This window comes from Bradyrhizobium sp. Cp5.3, from assembly GCF_000426265.1.
GTDB classification, from domain to species: Bacteria; Pseudomonadota; Alphaproteobacteria; order Rhizobiales; family Xanthobacteraceae; genus Bradyrhizobium; species Bradyrhizobium neotropicale.
In genome coordinates this window covers 118542-134761 of the sequence record NZ_AUFA01000010.1, presented here as the reverse complement: position 1 = coordinate 134761, position 16220 = coordinate 118542, and the positions used below count along the sequence as shown (strand labels likewise).

At 65.7% G+C, this 16220-nt stretch carries 18 protein-coding genes; 10 read left to right on the top strand and 8 right to left on the bottom strand.

Annotation, left to right across the window (positions count from 1 at the left end):
- Positions 1-5: 5 nt before the first annotated feature.
- The 5 genes from K289_RS0116450 to K289_RS0116430 all read right to left on the bottom strand — a co-directional run bounded on the left by K289_RS0116450 (position 6) and on the right by K289_RS0116430 (position 5088).
- Positions 6-1124, bottom strand: coding sequence for a branched-chain amino acid ABC transporter substrate-binding protein (locus K289_RS0116450; RefSeq protein ID WP_027552535.1), 1119 nt, complete (start codon positions 1122-1124; stop codon positions 6-8).
- Between the two features lie 149 nt (positions 1125-1273).
- Positions 1274-2008, bottom strand: coding sequence for an ABC transporter ATP-binding protein (locus tag K289_RS0116445; RefSeq protein WP_027552534.1), 735 nt, complete (start codon positions 2006-2008; stop codon positions 1274-1276).
- Positions 2005-2838: an ABC transporter ATP-binding protein gene (locus K289_RS0116440; RefSeq protein WP_027552533.1), complete on the bottom strand. Its 834-nt coding sequence runs from the start codon at positions 2836-2838 to the stop codon at positions 2005-2007. Before K289_RS0116440 ends, K289_RS0116445 begins: the two co-directional genes overlap by 4 nt.
- Complete coding sequence (gene livM / locus K289_RS0116435) at positions 2835-4157, bottom strand: high-affinity branched-chain amino acid ABC transporter permease LivM (protein WP_035684893.1); 1323 nt, start codon at positions 4155-4157, stop codon at positions 2835-2837. The genes K289_RS0116440 and livM overlap by 4 nt, the downstream gene beginning before the upstream one ends.
- A gap of 13 nt (positions 4158-4170) precedes the next feature.
- A complete protein-coding gene (locus K289_RS0116430) occupies positions 4171-5088 on the bottom strand; it encodes a branched-chain amino acid ABC transporter permease (RefSeq protein ID WP_027552531.1) in 918 nt (305 codons plus the stop codon).
- 266 nt (positions 5089-5354) lie between these two features.
- Between K289_RS0116430 and K289_RS51595 the strand changes: the two genes are divergently transcribed.
- Together K289_RS51595 and K289_RS0116420 are read left to right on the top strand one after the other, a co-directional pair.
- On the top strand, positions 5355-5522 hold the full coding sequence (locus K289_RS51595) for a hypothetical protein (protein WP_198024720.1): 168 nt from the start codon (positions 5355-5357) through the stop codon (positions 5520-5522).
- Positions 5523-5853: 331 nt separating this feature from the next.
- Positions 5854-6375 (top strand): hypothetical protein, encoded by a 522-nt coding sequence (locus K289_RS0116420; protein WP_027552530.1) that lies wholly within the window; start codon positions 5854-5856, stop codon positions 6373-6375.
- Here the strand turns inward: K289_RS0116420 and K289_RS0116415 are convergent.
- From K289_RS0116415 to K289_RS0116405, 3 genes are all read right to left on the bottom strand, one after another.
- Complete coding sequence (locus K289_RS0116415) at positions 6337-6729, bottom strand: carboxymuconolactone decarboxylase family protein (protein WP_027552529.1); 393 nt, start codon at positions 6727-6729, stop codon at positions 6337-6339. The genes K289_RS0116420 and K289_RS0116415 overlap by 39 nt on opposite strands.
- A gap of 111 nt (positions 6730-6840) precedes the next feature.
- Entirely contained in the window at positions 6841-7623 is a 783-nt protein-coding gene (pcaD, locus tag K289_RS0116410) for a 3-oxoadipate enol-lactonase (protein ID WP_027552528.1), read from the bottom strand.
- Between the two features lie 14 nt (positions 7624-7637).
- A complete protein-coding gene (locus K289_RS0116405) occupies positions 7638-8993 on the bottom strand; it encodes a 3-carboxy-cis,cis-muconate cycloisomerase (RefSeq protein WP_027552527.1) in 1356 nt (451 codons plus the stop codon).
- Between the two features lie 171 nt (positions 8994-9164).
- Between K289_RS0116405 and K289_RS0116400 the strand changes: the two genes are divergently transcribed.
- The 8 genes from K289_RS0116400 (at position 9165) to K289_RS0116365 (ending at position 16053) form a co-directional block, all read left to right on the top strand.
- Complete coding sequence (locus tag K289_RS0116400) at positions 9165-9611, top strand: carbon monoxide dehydrogenase subunit G (protein ID WP_027552526.1); 447 nt, start codon at positions 9165-9167, stop codon at positions 9609-9611.
- A 134-nt stretch (positions 9612-9745) separates the two neighbouring features.
- Positions 9746-10231 (top strand): (2Fe-2S)-binding protein, encoded by a 486-nt coding sequence (locus K289_RS0116395; protein WP_027552525.1) that lies wholly within the window; start codon positions 9746-9748, stop codon positions 10229-10231.
- A 39-nt stretch (positions 10232-10270) separates the two neighbouring features.
- Positions 10271-11077 (top strand): xanthine dehydrogenase family protein subunit M, encoded by an 807-nt coding sequence (locus K289_RS0116390; protein WP_027552524.1) that lies wholly within the window; start codon positions 10271-10273, stop codon positions 11075-11077.
- Positions 11078-11139: 62 nt separating this feature from the next.
- Positions 11140-12063, top strand: a complete 924-nt coding sequence (locus K289_RS0116385; RefSeq protein ID WP_027552523.1) for a MoxR family ATPase — start codon at positions 11140-11142, stop codon at positions 12061-12063.
- A gap of 149 nt (positions 12064-12212) precedes the next feature.
- On the top strand, positions 12213-13415 hold the full coding sequence (locus K289_RS0116380) for a VWA domain-containing protein (protein ID WP_027552522.1): 1203 nt from the start codon (positions 12213-12215) through the stop codon (positions 13413-13415).
- 9 nt (positions 13416-13424) lie between these two features.
- Positions 13425-13748: an XdhC family protein gene (locus tag K289_RS0116375; RefSeq protein WP_027552521.1), complete on the top strand. Its 324-nt coding sequence runs from the start codon at positions 13425-13427 to the stop codon at positions 13746-13748.
- Between the two features lie 2 nt (positions 13749-13750).
- Positions 13751-14452 carry an XdhC family protein gene (locus K289_RS0116370; protein ID WP_027552520.1) on the top strand — a complete coding sequence of 234 codons (702 nt, stop codon included), beginning with the start codon at positions 13751-13753 and terminating at the stop codon, positions 14450-14452.
- Complete coding sequence (locus K289_RS0116365) at positions 14449-16053, top strand: NTP transferase domain-containing protein (RefSeq protein WP_027552519.1); 1605 nt, start codon at positions 14449-14451, stop codon at positions 16051-16053. The genes K289_RS0116370 and K289_RS0116365 overlap by 4 nt, the downstream gene beginning before the upstream one ends.
- The last annotated feature ends 167 nt before the right edge of the window (positions 16054-16220 follow it).

The window sequence follows — 16220 nt, the reverse complement described above, 5'->3', positions numbered from 1 at the left end:
CTGTCTCAGGTGCCGCCGCCGACGATCTCGGCGTAGCCGCCCTTGGCGTCCCATTTGTAGACGACGTAGTCGATCTGCTTGATGTCGCCCTTGGCGTCATACTCGATCGGGCCGATCACCGTGTCCCACTTGCCAGCCTTCATCGCGTCCATGACCTTCTTGGCGTCGGTCGTGCCGGCCTTCTTGGCCGCCTGCGACCAGACCTGCATCGCAGCATAGGTGTAGAGGGTGTAGCCCTCGGGATCGATGCCCTTGGCCTTGAAGGCCTCGACGATCTTCTTCGCGGTCGGCTTGTTGCGCGGATCGGGGCCGAAGGTGAACAGCGTGCCTTCGCCGGCCGGACCGGTGATGGAGGCGTACTCCTTGTCGGCGAGCGCGTCGCCGGCCATCAGCACCGTCTTGAGACCCTGGTCGCGCATCTGGCGCAGGATCAGGCCGCTCTCCTGGTGGTAGCCGCCGACATAGACGAGATCGATGTTGTCGCGCTTCAGGCGCGAGACGATCGCGTTAAAGTCCTTGTCGCCCTTGTTGTAGGACTCGTACATCTTCTCGGTGATGCCGGCCTTGTTGAGCGCCTTCTTGGTCTCGTCGGCAAGACCCTTGCCGTAGGTGGTCTTGTCGTTGAGGATCGCGATGTTCTTGCCCTTGAAGTTCTTGGCGATGTACTGCGCCGCGATCAGGCCCTGCTGGTCGTCACGGCCGCAGACGCGCGCCACGTTCCAGAGCTTGCGCTCGGTGAACAGCGGGTTGGTCGAGGCCGGCGTGATCTGCAGGACGTTGCCGTCGGCATAGGCTTCGGACGCCGGGATCGACGACGAGGAGCAATAGTGCCCGGCGACGAACGGCATCTTCGCGCTGGCGATCTTCTCGGCGACCGAGCGTGCCTGTTTCGGATCGCAGGCGTCGTCCTCGACGTCGAGCGCGAGCTTCTTGCCGTTGACGCCGCCGGCGGCATTGATGTCAGCCACGGCCATCTCCGCGCCGTTCTTCATCTGACGGCCGAAGGCGGACTCGCCGCCGGTCATCGGGCCTGCAACTGCGACTGTGACATCCTGCGCGAATGCCGCGCTCGACAGCGCGATCGATGCGCCGAATGCCAGACCGATGAGCTTCAGTGATTTCATGAGATACCTCGCGGGTGGTCGCCTGTGGACGTTGCCGGGCCTGCCCGGCTCAAACCGGCGCCATTCTCGAATGAATTTGCGGAGAAGTCACCGGCAAAATACGGGCAGGGCTGAGGATATCTCGCCGCATTTGCGGCGCTCGAGGGCGCCTAGCCGTGCCGGCCGCCTTCCAGATAGGCGGCGCGAATCTCGGAGCGCTGCAACAATTCGGCGCCGGTTCCGGCCAGCGTGATCAGGCCATTGACCATGACATAGCCGCGATGGGCGAGCTTGAGCGCGTGGTTGGCGTTCTGCTCGACAATGAGCACCGTCAGGCCGTCCTGCCGGTTCAGGACGCGGATCGCATCGAAGATCTGGCGCGCGATCAGCGGCGCGAGCCCGAGCGAGGGCTCGTCGAGCAGGAGCAGGCGCGGGCGGCTCATCAGAGCGCGGCCGATCGCCAGCATCTGCTGCTCGCCGCCGGACAGCGTGCCGCCGCGCTGGGCATAGCGTTCCTCGAGCCGCGGGAACAGCGTGAACACGCGGTCCAGCGTCGCGTCGCGTTCCGCCTCCGTGCATTCGGTGGCGTCCGCCCCCATCTGGAGGTTTTCAGCAACGCTCATGCGCGGGAAGATGCGCCGGCCTTCGGGCGATTGGGCGATGCGCAAATGCGCGATCTCGTGGGTCGGAACGTCCGTGATGTCGCGGCCCTCGTACAGGATCTGGCCGGCGCGGGCCCGCGGCTTGCCGAAGATCGTCATCATCAGCGTCGATTTGCCGGCGCCGTTGGCGCCGATCAGAGCGACGATCTCGCCGGGATTGATCTCGATGTCGACGCCCTTCAGCGCCTCGATCTTGCCATAGGCGGCGCGCAGGCCGCGGATCGCGAGCAGGGGTGAGGTCACGACCCACTCTCCATCACGGCGATGGCCTCTTCCTCGTCAGTGCCGAGATAGGCGGCGATCACCTTGGGATCGTCGCGGACCTCGCGGGGCGAGCCTTGCGCGATCTTCATGCCGTGGTCCATCACCACGATGTGGTCGGAGATCTCCATCACCACCGACATGTCGTGCTCGATCAGGAGGATCGAGGTGCCCAGTTCGTTACGGATCGACAGGAGCAATTCGCTCAAGGCGGCGCTCTCGCGCGCATTGAGGCCGGCGGCGGGCTCGTCCAGGCACAACAGCGCGGGCTCGGTGCACATCGCGCGCGCGATCTCGAGCCGGCGCTGGTCGCCATAGGCGAGGTTGCCGGCCGCATCGTCGGCGCGGTCGAGCAGGTTGACCCGCCGCAGCCATTCGGTGGCGAGCGCGATGGCGCTCGCCTCGGCGCTGCGGTAGGTGGGCACGCCGATGAGGCCGAGAAAGGTGAAGCCGGATGCGCGCATCAGCGCGTTGTGCTGCGCCACCATCAGGTTTTCCAGCGCCGTCATGCCGGGAAACAGTCGGATGTTCTGGAAGGTCCGCGCGACCTTGGCCTGCTTGGCGATTCGGAAATCGTTCAGCCGTTCCAGCGCGATCTGCCTGCCGTCGTCATGGGTGAGGCGGATGGTGCCGCCGCTCGGCTTGTAGAAGCCGGTGATGCAGTTGAAGACGGTGGTCTTGCCGGCGCCGTTCGGCCCGATCAGCGCCGTGATCTTGCGCCGCTCGGCCGCGAAGGACAACTCGTGCACGGCGACGATGCCGCCGAAGCGCATCGTGAGCTTGTCGACCTTCAGGATGCTCTCGCCGCTCATCCGTGCCCTTCCTTGACGAGGTCGGAGGAGATCGCCTTCGCCTTCGTCAGGAACACCGTCGGCGCACGGTGGCCGATCAGGCCGCGTGGCCGCCAGATCATGATCAGCACCATCGCCATGCCGAACACCAGCATGCGGTAGGTCTCGAGGCCGCGGAACAGCTCGAAGCCGCCGATCATCGTGAGCGCGGCGAGCGCGACGCCGAGCTGCGAGCCCATGCCGCCGAGCACGACGATAGCGAGCACCAGGGCCGATTCCTGGAAGGTGAAGGATTCCGGGCTGATGAAGCCCTGACGCGTGGCGAAGAACGCGCCGGCAAAGCCGCCGAACATCGCGCCGGTCGCGAACGCCGTGAGCTTCGTGGAGGTGGTGTTGATGCCGAGCGCGCGGCAGGCGACCTCGTCCTCGCGCAGCGCCTCCCAGGCGCGTCCGATCGGCAAGCGGCGCAAGCGGATCGTCACCCAGTTGGTGAGCAAAGCCATCGCCAGGATCAGGTAGAACAGGAAGACGATGCGATGGGTCGGCGAATATTCGATGCCGAGCTTGGCGGCGAGCCCGTCGTCGCTGTTGTCGAGCGGGATGCCGAACAGCGTGGGGCGCGGAATGCCGGAGACGCCGTTCGGCCCGCCGGTCAGCTCCTGCCAGTTGATGATGACGAGGCGGATGATCTCGCCGAAGGCGAGCGTGACGATGGCGAGATAGTCGCCGCGCAGGCGCAGCACGGGGAAGCCGAGCAGCATGCCCCAGAAGGCCGCGAGGATGCCGGCGAGCGGCAGGCAGACCCAGAACGACCAGCCGAAATTGGTGGCGAGCAGTGCGTAGGAATAGGCGCCCACCGCATAGAAGGCGACGTAGCCGAGGTCGAGCAGGCCGGCGAGCCCGACCACGACGTTCAGCCCCCAACCCAGCATAACATAGGTGAGTACTAGGATCGCGAGATCGAGAATGTAGCGCTGGTTATAGAAGATCACCGGCACCAGCAGGGCGAAGATCAGAAGGGCCGGTGCGAGGAAGCGGCCAACGAACGCCATTCCGGTGTGCACTGCCGGCGGCACGAGCCGCTCGGCGCCGCCCGGACCGATCCATTGCCTGAGCAGCTCGATCACGATCGAGCCGCCGAACACGACGGCGACGAGCGAGGCGAGCTCGCCGAAGCGCGTCCAGTAGGTGAGCTGGCCGTCGGAGCCCGCCTCGGTGCGGATGCCGACCATCAGCGAGAACAGCACCAGCGCAACCAGCGCGTTGATGACGGCGGTCTTCAGAATGGAGGGGATGCCGGCGGTGCGACTTGCGTGCGTGGTTTGAGGAATGGTTGTCACGCGGGCCGGTCCGTCAGACTTTTTCGACTTCGGGACGACCGAGCAGGCCGGTCGGCATGAAGATCAAAACCACGATCAGGATGGAGAAGGCCGCGACGTCCTTGTACTCCACCGAGAAATAGGCCGACCAGAACGTCTCGATCAGGCCGATCGCGAGCCCGCCCAGCATCGCACCCGGCAGCGAGCCGATGCCGCCGAGCACGGCCGCGGTGAATGCCTTGATGCCGGCGACGAAGCCCATGAAGAAATCGACCAGGCCGTAATAGAGCAGGTACATCAGGCCGGCGACGGCAGCGAGCGCCGCGCCGATCACGAAGGTCATCGAGATGGTGCGGTCGACATTGACGCCGAGCAGCGCCGCCATGGTCTGGTCCTGCTCGCACGCGCGCATGTCGCGCCCGAGCCGGGTGCGCGACACCAGCCAGGTGAAGATCGCCAGCAGCACGATCGTGGTGATGACCACCATGATCTGGATGTTGGAGAGCTGGATCACGAAGCCGTCGGGGCTTTCATGCAGCGTGTAGCCGCCGGTGATGAAGGGTGGGATCGGCTTGACGCGCGCGCCCTGCGCAACTTGCGAGTAGTTGGTCAGCACGAAGGACATGCCGATCGCCGACAGCATCGGGGCGAGGCGGAAGGAATGGCGCAGCGGCCGGTAGGCGATGCGCTCGATGGTCCAGCCATAGAGGGCGGTGATCGCCATCGAGACCAGCAGCACCACGAGCAGGATCACCGGAATGGCGGTCAGGCCGAGCGAGATCAGGATCAGGAAAGTGATGAGGGCGATGAAGCCGCCGATCATGAAGATGTCGCCATGGGCGAAATTGATCATGCCGACGATGCCGTAGACCATCGTGTAGCCGATCGCGATCAGGCCGTAGATCGAGCCGAGCACGAGGCCATTGATGAGCTGCTGGGCGAAATAATCCATAGGCTGCCGTACCAAACCTGTCGCGGCTCAAAGGGAGCTCTTTAGAGAGAGAGTTCTAGGGCCCCGGCAGCCCTTGAGCGTTCGTCTCGTTTTCTAACAGGAGGGAACTGGCCGCCGCAACAGGCCAGGCCTCGACATAAAGGCTTGTACAGAGGTGATTTTCGCCTTCTGGTTCCCCCAAAACGGAGGAACCGGGTTCCGCGGGCAACCAAAATAAGGGGCGGCCGTTGTCTCGCCTCTGACGTCCAACAAGGGAGTTCCCCCGAATGACGAAGCAGCAGAACCAGAATCCGGGCCAGCAGAGTCAGAACCCCGGCCAGCGCAATCCTCAGCAGCAGCAGGGCGGCGGTCAGAAACCCGGACAGCAGCAGCAGGATCCGATGCGCCAGGGCGAGAAGCCCGGCCAGCAGGGCGGTCAGCAGGATAACAGGTAGACTGGGAGCCCACGGGCAAGCCAAGGCCAAGTGGAGAGCAGTGCAGGTCCCGCCGAAAAGGCGGGGCCTTCTTCTTTTGGGTGCGCTATGCTTGGGCTCTCTCGTCCTTCGGCGCGATGCGAAGCGTCGAACTATGGTGCGCATGCGCACCTGAGAATCTCGATATTCCGGATTCGGTCCTGCGGACCGCCCCGGAATGACGAAGGTGGCGGCGGGCCAGTTAAGGTAAACAAAGGGTTTAAATTGCCGCCACAGTCCGATGCGAGTTAGCTCCCGGCAATATCGCCGCCGTCCCCCCCGTGGGGGCGCGGCAAACGAAGCGGGAAGCGGCATGTTCACGAATTGGCGGATCGGCTCAGTCAACGGCGCGCTGCTGGCGGCCTATTTCATTCCGGCCTGGACGCTCGTCGCCTTCAACATCGTCATCGCGCCGGTGCATGGCCTCTACGAGCGGCCGAGCGTGGCGGTGGCGCTGTTCCTCAGCGATCACCTGCAGATGGCGGGGATGAGCACGGTGCGCGCCGCCTGGCTGCTGGCCCTCGGTCGGGCGACCGTTGTGGCGTTCTTTGCGATCTATCTCGCGCTTCTGTGCATTCCCCGCACCCGCAAGAGCGGCAGCAGCGACGAAGCCCTCGGCATCGCGCTTGCGATCGGCAGCCTGATCTCGTTTGCGAGCATGGTGATGGCCTCGAAGGTCGGCGAGATGGCCGCGCTCCGGCTGCATGCCACCGAGCTGTTGCTTCTGCTCGGTGCGGCGATCGTGATGGTGATCGAACGGCCGGAGGCGCCGAAGGCCGTCGAGGCCGCCGCGCCGCTAGGTTTTGAGCAGGCCGAGCTCCTGCACAATCGCTGAGGCTTCCTTCACGGCGTGGTTCGCTGCCGGCACGCCGCAATAGATCGCCTGCTGCAACAGGATTTCCTTAATGTCGTCGGGGGTGAAGCCGCCCTCGGCCAGCGCTGCGCGCACGTGCAGCCGGAATTCGTCCCATTGCCCTAGCGCGACCATGGTGCCGATCACCAGCACCCGTCTCGTGCGTTCGTCGAAATGCGGCCGGGTCCAGATCTCGCCCCAAGCATAGCGGGTGATCAGGTCCTGGAAGTCGGTGTTGAACGCGTTGCGGTTGGCGATCGACTTGTCGACCCAGGCATTGCCCAGCACCTTGCGGCGCACATTCATGCCGTCATCGCGGCGCTTCTGGTCGTCCATTCTATCCTCCTCTCCGTCATTGCGAGCGCAGCGAAGCAATCCAGAAACGTGTCCGCGCAGACAGTCTGGATTGCTTCGTCGCTACGCTCCTCGCAATGATGCGTTGTGAGATCAGCGTTGCGTCAAGAACCCAACCACCGCATCGGTGAAGGCGTGGGGCTGCTCGACATTGGAAATATGGGCGGCGTCGATGATGGTCATGCTCGCGCCGGGGATATTGCTGCGGATCAGCTCGCCGGCCGAGATCGGCGTCGCCATGTCGTGGCGGCCGGCGATCACCAGCGTCGGGCTCTTGATCTTCGGCAGCAGCGCGCGCTGGTCGAGCGTCGACAGCGCCTCGCAGCAGGCGAGATAGCCTTCGACGGGGGAGGCGAGCAGCATCGATTTCATCTTCGCGGTGATCTGCGGCTCCCGCTCACGGAAATCGGCCGTGAGCCAGCCGGCCAGCACGGCATCGGCGACCGCAGCGATGCCACCTTCCTTCACCGCCTGGATGCGCTCCAGCCATTTGGTCGGCTCGGCATAGTAGCAGGAGGTGTTGGCGAGGATGATCTTGCCGAGGCGCTCCGGTGCGTTGGCTCCCAGCCACTGGCCGACCATGCCGCCCATCGACAGGCCGCACCAATGCACCTTCTCGATGTTGAGATCGTCGAGGATCGCGAGCACGTCGCGGCCGAACCGCTCCATCGAATAGGGGCCCGGCGGGACGTTCGACTTGCCGTGGCCGCGGCGGTCGTAGCGGATGACGCGGAACACCTGCGTCAGCGCCTTCATCTGCGGCTCCCACATCTGCAGCGTGCAGCCGAGTGAATTGGAAAGCATCAGGGTCGGCCCGCCGTCGCGGCCTTCGACGGAGACGTTGATCAGGCAACCGTCGGCATCGATCATGGGCATGCGGCGTCTCCGTTCTATTCGCGGTCGAGGCTGTCGAGCAGGCGGTCGATCAAGGCCTGCGAGGACCCTTGATAGGCCATCGGCTCGAACAATGCCGCAATTTTCTGGGGCGTAAGATGCGCGGTGACCTGCGAATCGGCTGACAGCTCCTCGCGCAGGTGCTTCTTCTCGGCGACCGCGCGCTTGCTCGCGGCCTCGACGAGATGATGCGCGTTGCTCTTGCCGACTTTCTCGGCCAGCGCCATCGACACCGCTTCTGCCATGATCAACCCATGTGTCGCATCGAGATTGCTGCGCATGCGCGCCGTGTCGACGTCGAGCCCCTCGGCGATGTCGACGATAGCTGCGAGCGCTCCTGAGGCGACCAGCATCAGCTGCGGCAGCGTTGGCCATTCAGCATGCCAGGGGCCGGCGCTGCGCTCGTGATCCTGCACCTGCGCGGCAAAAATCGTCGCGGCGAGCTGCGGCGCCATCGTCGCAGCCCCCAGCGCACTTGCGGCCGCAACTGGGTTGCGCTTGTGCGGCATGGTCGAAGAGCCGCCGCGGCCTTCGCCAGCGGGCTCGAAGGCTTCGGCGACATCGGTCTGCATCATCAGCGAGACGTCGCGGGCGATCTTGCCGCAGCTTCCGGCGAGAATCGCGAAGCTTGATGCGGCTTCCGCGATCCGGTCGCGATGGGTATGCCAGGGGGCTTCGGGCAGGGGAAGATCGAGCTCCTGCGCGAGCTGTTCGGCAACTTTGAGCCCGTTATCGCCAAGGGCTGCGAGCGTGCCGGCGGCGCCGCCGAATTGCAGCGCGAGGCCTTCGCGGGAGAGCCGCCGCAACCGGCAGCGGGCGCGGGCGAGGCTTGCGGCATATTCGGCAGCCTTCAGCCCGAACGGCATCGGAAGCGCGTGCTGAAGCCAGGTCCGCGCGACCATGGCGGTGTTGCGGTGGGTGCGCGCCAGCGCGGCAAGGCCCTTGATGGCGCGGCTGAGGTCGACGTCCAGCGCGTCGATGCCGGCGCGAAGCGTCAGCATGGTCGCGGTGTCGATGACGTCCTGGCTGGTCGCGCCCCAATGCACGTAGCGCGCAGCCTCGCCGTCCGCCCTGGCGACGTTGGCGGTCAGCGTCTTGACCAGGGGGATCGCCAGATTTCCCGACCGGGTCGCGGCCTCCGCCAGCGCCGCGAGGTCGAAGGAGCCAGCCTTGCAGGCGGCTTCGATCGGAGCCACCGCGGCCGCGGGAATCACGCCTGTGGCGGCTTCCGCCCGTGCCAAGGCTGCCTCGAAATCGAGCATGTTCTGCAGGGTGGACCGATCGTCACAGACGGCGCGCATGGCGGCGCTCGACAGCATCGGTGCGAGCAGGGGGGAGAGGGATGTGCTCATGTTGCGCGGGACCTAACCATCATGGCCCGGCTCTGCCAATCCAAAACCGTTCGCGCAAGCCTTTTGCAGTTGCGAATATGCATTGCACGTGACCGGGCGCCGCCCTTTCCTTTGAGGCGCCCGTGCGTTACTTCAGCTAGCACGAAAGCAACGCGATCCGGGAGGCGCCCCATGGCCATGACAATGAACGGCGAAGTCCAGCTTGCGGCATCGCGCGAGGCCGTGTGGGCCAAGCTCAATGACCCCGAGGTGCTGAAGGCCTGCATCCCCGGCTGCGAGGAGCTCGAGAAGACCGAAGACGGCGGCTTTCGCGCGGTGGCCAAGATGAAGGTCGGCCCGGTCTCGGCGCGCTTCAGGGGCAAGGTGATGCTGAGCGATCTCGACCCGCCGAACGGCTACAAGATCTCCGGCGAAGGCGAGGGCGGGGTGGCCGGCTTCGCCAAGGGCGGCGCGGCGGTCAAGCTGTCCGAGAAGGACGGCGGCACGCTGCTGTCCTATGACGTCGAGGCGCAGATCGGCGGCAAGTTGGCGCAGCTCGGACAGCGCCTGATCAACGGCGCCGCCAAGAAACTGGCCGACGAATTTTTCGCGAACTTTGCCAAGGCGGTACAGGGCTAAAGCCCATCGCCTTTCGTATGGCGGCCTGCGCTCGGGGCGATGTTGCCCCGGGGCATAATGGCCCATATGATAGGCTGGAATAATTATAAGAACCGCTTCGACGGGACCCGTCGGGGCGCTGATAGAGAGTGCTTATGGCGAAAATCTCCCTCATCGTGAACGGCAATCCTGTGACGGCCAACGTCGATCCTCGCACACTGCTGGTGCAGTTCCTGCGCGAGAATCTGCATCTGACCGGGACCCATGTCGGCTGCGACACCTCGCAGTGCGGCGCCTGTGTCGTGCATCTCGACGGCAAGGCCGTGAAGTCCTGCACCACGCTTGCCGTGATGGCCGACGGCCACGAGGTCAAGACCATCGAGGGGCTGGCCGCCGACGGCGCGCCGCTGCATCCGATGCAGGAGGCCTTCCGCGAGCATCATGGCCTGCAGTGCGGGTTCTGCACGCCGGGCATGATCATGACCGCGATCGATATCGTCCATCGCAAGGGTCATGAGCTCGACGACCACACCATCCGCGAGGAGCTGGAAGGCAATCTCTGCCGCTGCACCGGCTATCAGAACATCGTCGCCTCGATCGCCGCCGGCGCCAAGGCGATGGCGAAATCCGATCTCGCCTAACACCTCTACCCGCGCGCATTCCGCGATCAGGACATTCAGATGTACGAATTCAAATATCATCGTCCCGGGACCGTGCGGCAGGCGGCCAATCTCCTGGTGAAGAACGAAGACGCCAAGGTGATCGCCGGCGGCCACACGCTGATTCCCGTCATGAAGCAACGGCTGGCGAGCCCGCCGCATCTGGTCGACCTCTCCCATATCGAAGGTCTCGACACCATCGAGATGAAGGGGCGCTCGCTCGTGATCGGCGCCACCGCCAAGCATGCCGACGTCGCCACCTCCGCCGTCGTCGGCGAGGCGATCCCGGCGCTTGCGAGCCTTGCCGGCGGCATCGGCGATCCGGCCGTGCGTCACAAGGGCACGATCGGCGGCTCGCTCGCCAACAATGACCCGACGGCGGACTATCCGGCCGCGGTGCTCGCGCTCGGCGCGACCATCGTCACCAACAAGCGCCGCCTCAAGGCGGAAGAGTATTTCCAGGGCCTGTTCACGACGGCGCTGGAAGCCGACGAGATCATCACCAAGGTGATGTTCCCGCTGCCGAAGAAGGCCGCCTACATCAAATTCCGCAACCAGGCCTCACGCTACGCGTTGGTGGGTGTGTTCGTCGCCCGCCGTCCCTCGGACGTGCGCGTCGCCGTGACCGGCGCGGGCTCCGAAGGCGTGTTCCGTGTAACCGCATTCGAGGAAGCCCTGAAGAAGCGCTTCTCCTCGAAGGTGCTCGATGGCATCGCCGTGCCGGCGGAGGGCCTCAACAGCGACATCCACGGCAGCGCCGAATACCGCGCGCATCTCATCGGGGTGCTGACGCGGCGCGCCGTCGACGCCGCCAATGCCAAGGAGTGAGGTGACCTCACTCCTTGGCCCAAACTTGTCCCTGGTGAGGGCGTAGCGAGACTGGCTCTTTCATGACTTCAGCGGCCAATACTTCCGATGCCTTGCCGGCATCGGTCGATGCGATGCTCGAACTTCTGACTTCGCGCGGCTATCTCGCGGAGCGCTCGCTCGCCACCGTGACCTATCTCTCGTTGCGCCTCGGCCGACCGCTATTCCTCGAGGGCGAGGCCGGGGTTGGCAAGACCGAGATCGCAAAGGTGCTGTCGGCGGCGCTGGGGCGGAAGCTGATCCGACTGCAGTGCTACGAGGGCCTCGACGTCTCGTCGGCTGTGTACGAATGGAATAGCGCCGCGCAGATGATCGCGATCCGGATGGCGGAAGCCGCCGGCGACACGGATCGCGACCAGCTCTCGTCCGACATCTTCGCCGACCGCTATCTGATCAAGCGGCCGCTGCTGCAGGCGCTGGAGCCGGATGTCGCCGGCCCGCCGGTGCTGCTGATCGACGAGCTCGACCGCGCCGACGAGGCCTTCGAGGCTTACCTCCTCGAAATCCTCAGTGACTTCCAGGTGACCATCCCCGAGTTCGGCACCGTGAAGGCGCCGCACCCGCCGATCGTCATCATCACCTCCAACCGCACCCGCGAGATCCACGACGCGCTGAAGCGCCGCTGTCTCTATCATTGGGTCGATTATCCCGCCGCCGAGCGCGAGCTCGCGATCGTCAAGACGCGCGTGCCCGGCATCTCCGCAAAGCTGTCGCAACAGGTCGTGCGCTTCGTGCAGGCGCTGCGCAACCAGGATTTCTACAAGTCGCCGGGCGTCGCCGAGACCATCGACTGGGCCACCGCTCTGTCCGAGCTCGACGCCCGCTCGCTGACCCCGCAGGTGGTCGGCGACACGCTGGGCGCGTTGCTCAAGTACCAGGATGATATTGTCCGGATGCAGGGCGACACCCTGCAGAAGGTGCTGAAGGAAGCGACGAGCGAGAATTGAGGATCGTGCGTCACAATTGAGCTCGTCATTCCGGGGCGCGCGTAGCGCGAGCCCGGAATCCATCGGCCCGCAGTGATTGGGATGAATGGATTCCGGGCTCGCGCCCAAGAGGGCGCGCCCCGGAATGACGAGGGGATGGATAAGAGACCATGGCCATCAACCACCTTGCGCCTGAGAAGACCGAGCAGTTCGCCGACAACATCGTCGGCTTTGCCCGTGCACTGCGCGCGGCGGGCATGCCGGTGGGGCCGGGCGCGGTGATCGATGCCATGAACGCGCTGCAGGTGATCGAGATCGGCAGCCGCGCCGACGTCTTCACCACGCTGGAGGCGATCTTCGTCAAGCGCCATGAGCATGCGCTGATCTTCAAGCAGGCCTTCAACCTGTTCTTCCGCGCCTCGGAAGAGTGGAAGCACATGCTGGATTCGGTGCCGCTGCCCGATCACGCCAAAAAGAAGCCGCCGCCGGCCTCGCGCCGGGTGCAGGAGGCGATGTCACAGCCGCACATGACGGAGACGCCGCAGCACCAGGAGCAGGATCTGCGCCTGTCGGTCTCCGACAAGGAAATCCTTCAGAAGAAGGATTTTGCGCAGATGAGCGCGGCGGAGATCACGGAGGCGTTGCGCGCCATCGAGAGGATGCGGCTGCCGCAGGCCGAGCTTTTGACCCGGCGGCACCGGCCCGATCCGCACGGCTTGCGCCTCGACCTGCGCCGCACGCTGCGCGCGTCCTTGCGCACCGGCGGCGACATCATCGACCTCCACCACCTCGGGCGGATCGAGAAGCCGGCGCCGATCGTTGCGCTGCTCGACATCTCGGGCTCGATGAGCGAGTACACCCGCCTGTTCCTGCATTTCCTCCACGCCATCACCGATGCGCGCAAGCGTGTCTCGGTGTTCCTGTTCGGGACCCGCCTTACCAACGTCACGCGCGCGCTGCGCCAGCGCGATCCCGATGAGGCGCTGGCGAGTTGCTCGGCCGCGGTCGAGGACTGGGCCGGCGGCACCCGGATTGCGACCTCGCTGCACAACTTCAACAAATTGTGGGCGCGGCGCGTGCTGAGCCAGGGCGCCATCGTGCTCTTGATCTCCGACGGGCTGGAGCGGGAGGCGGATTCCAAGCTCGCCTTCGAGATGGACCGGCTGCATCGCTCCTGCCGGCGGTTGATCTGGCTGAACCCGCTGCTGCGGTTCGGCGGCTTCGAGGCCAAGGCACAGGGCATCAAAATGATGCTCCCGCACGTTGACGAATTCCGCCCCGTGCATAATTTGAGGTCGATCCAGGAGCTGATCAAAACGCTCTCCCAGCCGCTGCCGCCGCATCACCGCAGCCTGATCCGCTCCGCAGCTTGAGAGGTAGCCATGCTCGATCGCGACGAGGACATCCTGAAGGCGGCGGAGGACTGGCAGAAGGCCGGCCATGGCGTCGCGCTCGCCACCGTGGTGGAGACCTGGGGCTCGGCGCCGCGCCCGGCGGGCTCGAGCCTCGTCATCAATGACGAAGGCACTTTCCTGGGCTCGGTCTCCGGCGGCTGCGTCGAGGGCGCCGTCGTCACCGAGGCGATGGACGTGATCGAGAGCGGCAAGCCCAAGATGCTGGAGTTCGGCGTCGCCGACGAGACCGCCTGGAATGTCGGGCTGTCCTGCGGCGGCACCATCCGCGTTTTCGTCGAGAAGGTCGGCTAGTCGTGAAGCTCGAGATCCTGCACGAACTCAATGCCGAGCGCGCCGCGCGCCGGCCGGTGATCCTGGTGACCGACACCGAGAGCGGCGAGCAGCGACTGGTGAAGGCCAGGGACTTTGCCGGGGATCCGCTGCGCGCAGAACTGGACAAGCAGCTTCGCATGGGCAAGAGCGCCAATGTCGAGGCCGGCGGCAAGAAGCTGTTCCTCAACGTCTACGCGCCGACCGCAAAGCTCGTCATCATCGGCGCCGTCCATATCAGCCAGGCGCTTGCGCCGCTGGCGCGCTCGCTCGGCTATGACGTCACCGTGGTCGATCCGCGCACGGCGTTTGCGAGCCCCGAGCGCTTTCCCGACATTCCGCTGGTCGCCGAGTGGCCGGACACGGCGCTGCCGCCGCTCAATGTCGATGCCTACACGGCGTTCGTCGCGGTGACGCACGATCCGAAGATCGACGATCCCGCGCTGCTGCACGCCTTCGAGCGCAACTGCTTCTATATCGGCGCGCTCGGCTCGCGGAAGACCCACGCCAAGCGCGGCGACCGGCTGCGGACGCAGGGCGCGAACGAGAGCGACATCGCGCGCATCCACGCGCCCATCGGCCTTGCGATCGGCGCTGTCTCCCCGTCCGAGATCGCGGTCGCGATCATGGCCGAGATCACGGCGGTGCTCCGGCTGCCCCCAAAAGAAAAAGAAGAAGCGGCATGAAATTCGGTCCGGCGAGCCCCAAGGATGCGATCGGCGGGGTGACCGTCCACACCCTGCGCCAGGGACCGCTGGTGCTGAAGAAAGGCACGACGATCGGCCCGGCCGAGGTCGAGGCGCTGACGCGCGCCGGCATCAAGGACATCGTCGTGGTGCGCATGGAGAAGGGCGACGTCTCCGAGGACGTCGCGGCCGCCAGCATTGCGCTCGCCGTCGGCGGCGAGGGTATCCATGTCGAGCGTGCCTTCACCGGCCGCGCCAATCTGTTTGCCGCGCGCCCGGGCGTGCTGGTGATCAATCGCGCCGCGGTCGACCGCGTCAACAATATCGACGAGGCCATCACGTTTGCCACGCTCTCCACCTTCAAGCCGGTGGTCGAGGGCGAGATGGTCGGCACCGTCAAGATCATCCCGTTCGGCGTTGAAGAAAACTTGCGCGATGCCGCGGTGAAGGCCGCCGGCAAGGACGTGCTGACGGTCGCACCCTACGTCATCAAGCGCGTCGGCGTGGTCTCGACGCTGCTGCCGGGCCTGTCCTCCAAGGTGGTCGACAAGACGCTGCGCGTCACTGCCGAGCGGCTGGCGCCCGCGGGCGCCAGCATTATCGCCGAGCGGCGGGTCCAGCACGAGGAGCGGGCGCTGTCGGCCGCGATCAAGGAGCTGCTCGGGCTTGGCGCCGAGCTCGTGATCGTGTTCGGCGCCTCCGCGATCGCCGATCGCCGCGACGTGATCCCGGCGGCTGTCACCGGAGTCGGCGGCGAGATCGAGCATTTCGGCATGCCGGTCGATCCCGGCAATCTGCTCCTGATCGCACGTGCCGGCGGCGTGCCGGTGCTGGGTGCGCCGGGCTGCGCGCGCTCGCCGGTCGAGAACGGGTTCGACTGGGTGTTGATGCGGCTGCTCGCCGGCATCAAGGTGACGCGGTCCGAGCTGATGGGCATGGGCGTCGGCGGCCTCTTGATGGAGATCGTGACGCGGCCTCAGCCGCGCGCTCAGCCGGAGACCGAGGGCAGCAGCCAGGTCGCGGCGATCGTGCTCGCGGCGGGACGCTCGACCCGGATGGGAGGGCCGAACAAGCTGCTCGCCGAGCTCGACGGCAAGAAGCTGGTGCGCCTCGCAACCGAACAGGCGCTGGCCTCAAAAGCATCCGAGGTGATCGTCGTCACCGGCCACCAGGCCGAGCTGGTCGAGCAGGCCCTGCAGGGCTTGAAGGTGAAGTTCGTGCGCAACCCGGATTTTGCCGGCGGAATCGCAAGCTCGGTCAAGGCCGGCATCGCGGCCGTGCCGGAGGCTTGCGACGGCGCCCTGGTCTGCCTCGGCGACATGCCGCTGATCGATGCCGGCCTGATCGACCGTCTCATCGACGGTTTTGCGCCGGACCGCGGCAATCTCATCGTCGTGCCGGTCAGCGAAGGCCGCCGCGGCAATCCCGTGCTGTGGTCGCGCCGCTTCTTCAGGGAGTTGATGACGCTCGACGGCGACATCGGTGCGCGCCACCTGATCGCCAAACACGCCGAGGCGGTCGCCGAGGTGCCCGTCGACGGCGAGAGCGCCTTCCTCGACATCGACACGCCGCAGGCGCTGGAAGCGGCACGGCGCGGATAGCGATGCCGTAGGGTGGGCAAAGCGAAGCGTGCCCACCTATTTTAGATCGTTGTGTGGATGGATGGTGGGCACGGCGCTTCGCGCCTTTGCCCACCCTACGGTGTTGGCGCTTCACGGCCGCCCGTTTTCAACCTCCCGTTCACCATCTGGAAACGACCGCCGCTTAC